This window comes from Streptomyces sp. NPDC127092 (assembly GCF_042722475.1).
GTDB lineage: Bacteria > Actinomycetota > Actinomycetes > Streptomycetales > Streptomycetaceae > Streptomyces.
The window spans coordinates 891-1,841 of sequence record NZ_JBHXFE010000174.1; the positions used below are offsets into that span (position 1 = coordinate 891).

General features: G+C 60.9%; 1 protein-coding gene. It reads right to left on the reverse strand.

Translation table 11 applies throughout. The features are described from left to right. On the reverse strand, window positions 1–914 hold a 914-nt coding region (locus tag ACFWJO_RS38515), incomplete at its 3' end, for an ATP-binding protein (protein ID WP_386872848.1). Window positions 915–951: the final 37 nt, after the last annotated feature.

The following is a 951-nucleotide window of genomic DNA, read 5'->3' on the forward strand; positions in this document are numbered from 1 at the left end:
AGCTCGATTGCGAGCGGCAGTCCGCCGAGTTGCCGACGTATCTCTACCACCGCGGCTTCGTTGTGTTCGGTCAGCTGGAAATCGGGTACGGCAGAGGTGGCCCGTTCGACGAACAGGCTGACTGACTCGTAGGTGGGAAGACCGTGGATTGATGATGGGCGTGCTTCGCTCGGCATCGTCAGTGGCGGCACCCGCATTACTACTTCACCGTGAGTACCCAGTGGTTCACGGCTAGTTGCAAGGAGTTTCAGATCGGGGCACCACTGAAGGAGTGTTTCCGCTAGGCCAGCAACGGATTCCACAAGGTGTTCACAGTTGTCAAGGACCAGGAGAAGTTGTTTAGTGGCGAGGTAGTTGGTGAGCACTTCAAGTGGGGGGTCTGCGGTTTGCCTCCGGATGCCGAGGGTGGTGGATACCGTACCGATCACCAGCATCGGGTCGCGAACCTCGCCCAACTCTATAAGCCATACGCCATTGCTGAACGCCCGCCGTGAGCTATCGGCGAGACGAAGAGCGAGACGGGTTTTGCCCACTCCGCCGATACCGGTGAAGGTAACCAATCGGGACGACGACAACAGCTTCTTAGCCTGGGTGAGTTCCTTCCTGCGACCGATGAAGCTCGTGAGTTCCAGAGGAAGGTTGCCGGACTTGCCTGCTATACCGCGCGGGTTTGACGCAGGTGAGGGCGGTGGAGTAGTTCGCGGCGGGGTCGGTTCGAGTATGGAAGGTTGCGGCGATGATTCTGTCGGAATCCCCGCGATAGTGAACTCTGGGGGTCTGGTGTCGAGCGGTGAGACGTTGGTGGGGAGTGTCGGCAGCTCGCCGACCGGGCGATCGTGTCGACGTGCGGCGTCGCGAAGTTGTTGGCCGAAATCGGCGGCGGTGGCCGGGCGGGCGTTCGAGGAACGTGACATCGCGGTCGCGATGGCGGTGCTGACGTCGCCAGGGATG